This is a genomic window from Nocardioides sp., assembly GCF_034670285.1.
In the GTDB taxonomy this organism is placed as follows: Bacteria; Actinomycetota; Actinomycetes; order Propionibacteriales; family Nocardioidaceae; genus Nocardioides.
In genome coordinates this window covers 1-7544 of the sequence record NZ_JAXMNS010000170.1, presented here as the reverse complement: position 1 = coordinate 7544, position 7544 = coordinate 1, and the positions used below count along the sequence as shown (strand labels likewise).

At 70.4% G+C, this 7544-nt stretch carries 7 protein-coding genes; 2 read left to right on the top strand and 5 right to left on the bottom strand.

The genetic code is table 11. From position 1 onward, the window contains the following. On the bottom strand, nucleotides 1-802 hold an 802-nt coding region (locus VOI19_RS10130), incomplete at its 3' end, for an acyl-CoA thioesterase (protein ID WP_323792841.1). 81 nt (nucleotides 803-883) lie between these two features. Here VOI19_RS10130 and VOI19_RS10125 point away from each other — a divergent pair. After that, entirely contained in the window at nucleotides 884-2098 is a 1215-nt protein-coding gene (locus VOI19_RS10125) for an acetyl-CoA C-acetyltransferase (RefSeq protein ID WP_323792840.1), read from the top strand. Between the two features lie 145 nt (nucleotides 2099-2243). Next, nucleotides 2244-2765: a MarR family winged helix-turn-helix transcriptional regulator gene (locus VOI19_RS10120; RefSeq protein ID WP_323792839.1), complete on the top strand. Its 522-nt coding sequence runs from the start codon at nucleotides 2244-2246 to the stop codon at nucleotides 2763-2765. Nucleotides 2766-2781: 16 nt separating this feature from the next. Here the strand turns inward: VOI19_RS10120 and VOI19_RS10115 are convergent, their stop codons facing one another. From VOI19_RS10115 to VOI19_RS10100, 4 genes are all read right to left on the bottom strand, one after another. Then, complete coding sequence (locus VOI19_RS10115; RefSeq protein ID WP_323792838.1) at nucleotides 2782-3693, bottom strand: hypothetical protein; 912 nt, start codon at nucleotides 3691-3693, stop codon at nucleotides 2782-2784. A gap of 25 nt (nucleotides 3694-3718) precedes the next feature. After that, entirely contained in the window at nucleotides 3719-5401 is a 1683-nt protein-coding gene (gene ettA, locus VOI19_RS10110; RefSeq protein ID WP_323792837.1) for an energy-dependent translational throttle protein EttA, read from the bottom strand. 69 nt (nucleotides 5402-5470) lie between these two features. Next, nucleotides 5471-5872, bottom strand: a complete 402-nt coding sequence (locus VOI19_RS10105; RefSeq protein ID WP_323792836.1) for a single-stranded DNA-binding protein — start codon at nucleotides 5870-5872, stop codon at nucleotides 5471-5473. Between the two features lie 132 nt (nucleotides 5873-6004). After that, a partial coding sequence (locus VOI19_RS10100; RefSeq protein WP_323792835.1) for a GTPase occupies nucleotides 6005-7544 on the bottom strand: 1540 nt, incomplete at its 5' end.

Genomic DNA, 7544 nt, shown 5'->3' with positions numbered 1-7544 from the left:
ACCGCTGGGTGACGGGATCGAAGAAGACCACCGTCACCCGGGCCCGCGCGAGCACCTGCTCGCCGTCGGCGATCTCGGACTCGATCGTCATCGAGCGGGTGCCGACGGCGATGATCGCCGACCACACGTCGTACGGCTCGTGGCGCAGCAGGATCGGCACGCGGTAGTCGACGTCGGTCTGCGCGACGACGAACGACGGCCGGCCCACGTCGCGGCCACGCAGCAGCTCGGCGGTCTGGCGCACGCGAGCCTCCTGGAGGTACTCGAAGTACTTCACGTTGTTGACGTGGCGGTAGACGTCGACGTCGGAGAACCGGACGTACAACGGGAACCGGTGTGCCCCGGCTCGCTCGAGCGGCGGGATGCGCGTCGTCCCGGCACCGAACGGCTCCTCGACGTACGGCGCCAGGGCGACCTTCTCCTCGGCGGTGAGGCGGCGCGGTCGCTCGTGGGCGAAGACGTACGGCGTCAGCACGGTCGTGGCGCGCAGGTAGACGGTGCGGGTTCCGTCGTCGTCCTCGTGGAAGACCTCGTAGGCCATCGTGAACGTCGCCGCGCGCACCTCGGTGACCCAGCACTCGATGCTCACCGGAGCGAAGCCGAACGTCAGCGGCGCGAGATAGGTGACCTCGTGGCGCACCACCACCACGCCCTCGCCCAGGTCGTCGGGCCGCTCCCCCAGCAGGGCTCGCATCAGCGAGACCCGTGCCTCCTGGAGGTAGTCGACGTAGACGACGTTGTTGATGTGCCCCAAGGAGTCGAGGTCGGCCCAGCGGAGGTGGCATTCGTAGACGTGACGCACGCCTCGACTCTGCCAGAAGTCAGAGCAAGGGAGTGCGGCTAGGGTGAGACGGTTGTCACCCACGAGATCGGAGATCCGTCCATGCCCGAGGCCGTCATCGTTTCTGCCGCGCGTTCGCCCATCGGTCGCGCCAACAAGGGGTCGCTCAAGGACCTGCGCCCCGATGACCTCACTGCCACCATCATCCAGGCCGCGCTCGACAAGATCCCCGGCCTCGACCCGTCGACCATCGACGACCACTACCTCGGTTGCGGCCTGCCCGGCGGCGAGTCGGGCAACAACATGGCCCGCGTCGTCAACGTCCTGATGGGCCTCGACTCGGTGCCCGGTGCCACGATCACGCGCTACTGCTCCTCCTCGGTGCAGACCTCGCGGATGGCGCTGCACGCCATCAAGGCCGGAGAGGGAGACATCTTCATCTCCGCCGGCGTCGAGACCGTCTCGCGCTTCGCGAAGGGCACCTCGGACCACTGGCCCGACACCAAGAACCCCGCCTTCCACGACGCCGAGCTGCGCACCATGAAGTACGCCGAGGGCGGCCAGGACTGGCACGACCCGCGCGAGGACGGCCTGCTCCCCGACGCCTACATCGCGATGGGCCAGACGGCCGAGAACGTCGCTCGCATGCGCGGTCTCGACAAGAAGGAGCTCGACGAGTTCGGCGTCCGCTCGCAGAACCTCGCCGAGAAGGCCATCAACGACGGCTTCTGGGCCCGCGAGATCACGCCGATCACCACGCCCGACGGCACCGTCGTCACCGCTGACGACGGCCCGCGCGCCGGCGTCACCTACGACGCGATCAAGGACCTCAAGCCGGTCTTCCGTCCCGATGGTGTCGTCACGGCCGGCAACTGCTGCGCCCTCAACGACGGCGCGGCTGCGGTCATCGTCATGTCCGACACCAAGGCCGCCGAGCTGGGCCTCAAGCCCCTGGCTCGCATCGTCTCCACCGGCGTCAGCGGTCTCTCGCCCGAGATCATGGGCCTCGGCCCGGTCGAGGCGTCCAAGAACGCCCTGAAGTACGCCGGCATGAGCATCGGCGACATCGACCTCGTCGAGATCAACGAGGCGTTCGCTGCTCAGGTCGTGCCGTCCTACCAGGACCTCGGCATCGACATCGACCGCCTCAACGTCAACGGCGGTGCGATCGCGATCGGCCACCCGTTCGGCATGACCGGTGCGCGTCTGCAGAACACGATGATCAACTCCCTCGACTGGCACGACAAGTCGACCGGCCTGATCACCATGTGTGTCGGTGGCGGCCAGGGCATGGCCATGATCCTCGAGCGCATCTGAGGCAGCTCGGCGCTTCCTGCACGACCCGAACCACCTGAACCACCCGGGACGCCCGGCCGCCGCTGCGGCCGGGCGTCCCGGCCTTTCGGGGGGTCCTTGGCGGGGTTTCCTGTGTCGCCACTGTGCCGACCGTTACACTCCGCCGGTGCCCCCGTCTGCGTCAACGCCTGCTTCGCCGTCCTCCTCGGCCCCCGCCGAGACCCCGTGGCTCGACGCCGACCAGCAGCACGCCTGGCGCGCCTACCTGCTCGGGACCACCCTGCTGCTGGACCGTCTCGACGACGACCTGAGGCGCTGCCACGGCGCCTCGCTGGTCGAGTACGAGATCCTGGTGCGACTCTCCGACCACGAGGGTCGACTCCGCATGGCCCAGCTGGCCGACTCACTGGCCCACAGCCGCAGCCGGGTCACGCACACGATCAAGCGGATGGAGAAGAGCGGCCTTGTCAAGCGAGCCGACTCCCCCGACGACAAGCGCGGGGTCTACGCCGTGATCACCGAGGGTGGCCGCGCGCTGCTCGACGAGATGGCGCCCACCCACGTCGCCGGCGTCCGCGAGCACTTCGTCGACCTCGCCGATCCGGCCGACTTCGAGGCCACGGGACGCTTGTTCAACGCGGTTTCAGACCAGCTGATCGCTGGTCACCCCGACCGCGAGATGCGCTGATCCTGCTGGCCCTGCCCTACTTGCGCCGGCGCACGCGGTCGTCGAGGAGCCCGCGCGCGAGCAGCGTGAGGACGCCGTCGCGGCAGAGCGTGGGGGCGGCGAGGTAGAGGTCTCCGCCGCGGTCGGGCCAGGCGACGAGGTCGACGCCGGGGTTGCCCATCAGCCACTGGTCGAGCGGCACCCGGCCGTCCTCGTCGTAGTGCAGCCGAGCGGGCTGGCCCACGAAGACCTGCCAGTGGAACGGTCCGACCGGTCGGTTGCGGTAGGAGAGCTCAGGGCCCGGGTAGGCCGGCTCCGCGGCGAGGTCGTGCTCCATCACCAGGTCGGCGACCCGACGTGGCGGCAGGTTCGCCGGGGCCGACTTGCCGTAAGGGACGACCTGGCCGGCGAATGCGTCGAGGTGGTGCACGCACCCGCACTGGCCGGTGACCGGTGGCTGACACCCCGGCACGTCGCCGGCGTAGGGATTGATCTCCCCCGGCTCCAGCGAGGCAGGCGCCTCCGGGGCGCCCTCGCCCCCAGGACCGGACGCACCCGTAGGCGGGGGCGGTGGAGGCGGCGGTGGCGCGGAGCGCGGACGCCCCTCGGCCTGGGCACCCTCCCACCAGGAACGGAAGTCAGGGGTGTGCTGCACCGGCTCGGCGCGCTCGTCGGAGGAGTCGAGCGTCATCACCTCGTAGCCGCCGCCCTCGACGGGCCGGTCGGCGTGGAAGCAGACCAGGTACGTCGTGCCGGCCCGCAGCGCGAAGGGCACCAAGGAGCGCGTGTGGTTGGCCCAGAGCTGCTGAGCCGCGCCACGCAGCCGATAGCCCTGGAGCCACTCCCAGGCCCCCAGGTCGTGCTGGCCGACTGCCGCGAGGAAGTCGTGGGGGTAGGCGAACCCCGCCGGGAGGTCCCGGTCGGGAAGGAGCTTGGGCTTGCGGGCCACGGCAGCGGGCGGTCGAGGTCGAGGCTCAGTCGCGGGTGAGGCGACGGTGGGTGACCCGGTGCGGTCGAGCGGCCTCGGCACCGAGGCGCTCGATCTTGTTCTCCTCGTAGGAGGCGAAGTTGCCCTCGAACCAGTACCACTTACCGGGCTGGTCGTCCTCGCCCTCCCAGGCCAGGATGTGGGTCGCGACGCGGTCGAGGAACCACCGGTCGTGCGAGGTGACCACGGCGCAGCCGGGGTAGTCGAGCAGCGCGTCCTCGAGGGAGGAGAGAGTCTCGACGTCCAGGTCGTTGGTGGGCTCGTCGAGGAGCAGCAGGTTGCCGCCCATCTTGAGCGTCAGCGCGAGGTTGAGACGGTTGCGCTCACCACCGGAGAGCACACCGGCCTTCTTCTGCTGGTCGGGGCCCTTGAAGCCGAAGCTGGCGACGTAGGCGCGGGAGTTCATCTCGAAGTTGGCGACCTTGATGAAGTCGAGCCCGTCGGAGACGACCTCCCAGACGTTCTTCTCGGGGTCGAGCCCGCCGCGGCTCTGGTCGACATAGCTGATCTTGACGGTCTGACCGACGTTGAGCTTGCCCTCGTCGGGCTCCTCCTGGCCGGTGATCATTCGGAACAGCGTCGTCTTGCCGACACCGTTGGGCCCGATGACTCCGACGATGCCGGCGCGGGGCAGCGAGAAGCTGAGGTCGTCGATGAGGGTGCGGTCGTCGAAGCCCTTGCCGAGCTTTTCGGCCTCGAGCACGACGTCACCGAGCCGGGGTCCGGCGGGGATGTTGATCTCGGAGGTGTCGATCTTGCGCATCCGGTCGGCCTCGGCCGCCATCTCCTCGTAGCGCGCGAGACGCGAGCGGCTCTTGGTCTGACGGGCCTTGGCGTTGGAGCGAACCCACTCGAGCTCCTTCTCCAGCATCTTGGCGCGCTTGACGTCCTTCTGACCCTCGATCTTGAGGCGAGCCTGCTTGGTCTCGAGGTAGGTCGAGTAGTTGCCCTCGTAGGGGTGTGTCGAGCCGCGGTCGAGCTCGAGGATCCACTCCGCGACGTTGTCGAGGAAGTACCGGTCGTGGGTGATCGCCAGGACGGCGCCCGGGTAGGACTTCAGGTGGCCCTCGAGCCACTGGACCGATTCGGCGTCGAGGTGGTTGGTGGGCTCGTCGAGGAGCAGCAGGTCGGGCTGCTGGAGCAGCAGCTTGCACAGCGCCACGCGGCGACGCTCACCACCGGAGAGGTTGTCGACGATCACGTCCGGCGGGGGGCAGCGCAGCGCGTCCATGGCCTGGTCGAGCCGGCTGTCGAGGTCCCACACGTTGGCGGCGTCGAGCTCGGACTGGAGGTCGCCGGCCTCGGTGGCGACCTTGTCCTGGTCGGCGTCCGGGTCGCCCATCATCATGTAGAGCTCGTCGAGCCGGGCCATCTTGCCCTTGATCTCGGACACGGCCTCCTCGACGTTCTCGAGAACCGTCTTGCCCTCGGTGAGGGGCGGCTCCTGCTGGAGCATGCCGACTGTGGCACCGGGGTCGAGGATCGCGTCGCCGTTGTTGGCATGGTCGAGGCCGGCCATGATCCGCAGCAGCGACGACTTTCCGGTGCCGTTGGGTCCGACGACACCGATCTTGGCGCCGCGCAGGAACGACAACGTCACGTTGTCGAGCACGACCTTGTCGCCGTGGGCCTTGCGGACATTGCGCAGGGTGAAGACATATTCCGCCATGGGGCCGAGCCTAGTTACCGTCACCCGCCCGCGCGCCCCGGGGGTGCACGGGCGGGGCGGCTCGGCGTCTCACGCAGCGCTGACCTCGCCCGTGTGCTGCTCGGGCGACGGGGGTCGCTTGCGGAACGAGCTGACGCCGCGACTCAGGTCGTGCCCGATCAGGAGGGCCTCGACCTCGAGGCCGGTGACCTCGACGCCATCCTTGTTGACGTAGGTGCGCGTCTGCAGCCGCCCGTGCAGGATCACCGGGTCACCCGAGCTCAGCGAGCGGGCGCAGTGCTCGCCGAGGTGGCGCCAGGCGCTCACGGAGTACCACTGGGTCTCCCCGTCGACCCACTCGCCGGTGGCGCGCTTGAGGCGCCGCGGGGTGCAGGCCACCCGCAGGTGCGCCACCTGGCTGTCGCCGGCCTGGCGCAGCTGGACCGCTCCGCCCACGTGGCCCTGGAGGGTCACCATGGTGTCGTTGATCATCGTCGTCTCCTCGTGGTCGTGACGTCCGCTCTGGACGAGCACCACTCAACGAGAGATCCACCGGCCCTGCCGACGCACGGGCCCTGCTTGTGGACGACGACCTGGCGACGGCGCGCTGTGGACGGCTGCGGGCTACTTCAGGGTCGCGCGCAGGGCCGTCTGGACGGCGGCGTACGCCGCGAGCTCGTCAGCGACCGGATCGGTCACCAGCTCGGTGCAGACCTCGTGCACCCGCGAGCGCAACGCCTCGTCGGCCGCGGACGCGCGTCGTCGCGCCGTCCCCGCGACCAGCCCCCGACACAGCAGCGCCAGCAGGATGCCGAGCACGACCCCACCGACGAGCAGCAGCAGCGGGAGCGGCATGCCCGCGACCTGCGGAGCGTTGTCGGCCAGTCCCCCACCGACCACGAGCAGGCCTGTCCACACGGCCCCACCCACCGCCGCGATGATGAGCAGCCACTGCACGACCCGCACGAGGCCGGCCCAGACGGGGATGCCCGAGGCGCCCAGGTCGGTCTCGGCCATGGCTCGGTCGAGTCGGTCACCGACCTCCGAGACACGCGCGGTCGAGGCACGGCGTACGGCGTCGACCCAGGGTGCGCCCAGTCCGGCGGACGTGTCGTCGGCCAACGCCCGCACCTCGGTGTCGACGCGGGCGCGCTGCACCGGCGTCGTGGCGGGCAGCGAGGCGCGCGAGGTGCCGCGCAGTGCCGCCGCGGAGTCGCCGAGGTCGAGACCGAGCTTCTTGAGCGGGTCGGGGCGCAGCCGGGAGAAGACGGACACGAGCGGCCAGGTGGTCGCCCGGCCGGCGCGCAGCCGGGTGGAGCGCTCGACGGCGTCGACGACGACCGGGACGCCGGCGGAGTCGGCGAGGGCGTCCTCGAGGGCCTTGACCCGGCCCGGGGCCAGGGTGCGTGCCTTGGCCGTGCCCGACGCCTCTTGGAGTCGGCCGGCGGCGGAGCGGAGGTCGGCCTCGATGCGCTCGCGCGTGAGCTTCTTGGCCGACACCCGCTGCGCGATCTGGGCGCGCAGGTCGTCGATCCCGATGCCCTGGCGCGCGCTGACGGCGTAGATCGGCACGTCCTGGAGACCATCGAGGTCGAGCAGGCGTCGTACGTCGTCGACCATCGCCTGGCGACGGTCCTCGGGCACGGTGTCGATGTGGTTGAGCACGACGACCATCACGCCGGCGTGCGAGCGCAGCGGCGCGAGGTAGCGGTCGTGGATCGCGGCGTCGGCGTACTTCTGGGGGTCGAGCACCCAGACGAGCAGGTCGGCGAGCTCGACGAGACGGTCGACCTCGAGGTGGTGGGCCACCTCGGTCGAGTCGTGGTCGGGCAGGTCGAGCAGGACGACGCCCTCGAGGGCACGGTCGGCGCGCGCGGCGTCGAGCATGGAGTCACGCATCGACTGGTGGCGCGGGGGGATCCCCAGCCACTGCAGCAGGTCCTCGGCGCCGGCGCTCCCCCACACGCACGCCGACGCCCACGACGTGGTCGGTCGCCGCACGCCGGTGGAGGACAGCTCGAGGCCCGTCAGGGCGTTGAAGGTGGACGACTTGCCCGAGCCGGTGGCCCCGGCGATCGCCACGACGGTGTGCTGGGCCGAGAGCCGCAGCCGGCCGGCGCCTCGCTCGGCGACCGCGCCCACCTCGTCGAGCAGGTCGTCGACC